Annotated in this window: 1 pseudogene; it reads right to left on the bottom strand. The window is 72.5% G+C overall.

Features of this window, described 5'->3' with window-relative positions:
• Positions 1 to 8 precede the first annotated feature (8 nt).
• A pseudogene (locus G3I78_RS50270) lies at positions 9 to 396 on the bottom strand (transketolase); the annotation flags it as partial.

The raw sequence follows: 396 nt of genomic DNA, 5'->3' as shown, positions 1-396 counted from the left end.
CGTGGCGGTCATCGTGCCCTCCTCGTGTTCAGGCCGGTCAGGGCCCGCTGGAACAGCCGAGGCGTCAGCTGCACCGAATGGGACTTCTTCTTGCCCTCGAACAGCGGCACCCCGCGGCCCTTGACCGTCTGCGCCAGCACCACGGTCGGCCGCCCGGCGTTGTCCGGCAGGGCCGCGAACGCCTCCCGCAGCGCGCCCAGGTCGTGGCCGTCCACCTCCGCCACCGCCCAGCCGAAGCTGTTCCAGCGGTCGCCCAGCGGCTCCAGGCTCACGCACTCCTCGGTCGAGCCGGAGATCTGCAGCCCGTTGCGGTCGACGACCGCGACCAGGTTGTCGAGGCCGTGGTGGCCCGCGTTCATCGCGGCCTCCCACACCGAGCCCTCCTGGAGCTCGCCG

The organism is Streptomyces sp. SID13726 (genome assembly GCF_010548375.1).
Taxonomy (GTDB): Bacteria; Actinomycetota; Actinomycetes; order Streptomycetales; family Streptomycetaceae; genus Streptomyces.
Note: the sequence above shows the minus strand (reverse complement) of the source record. Positions and strands in the feature narration are given on the sequence as shown.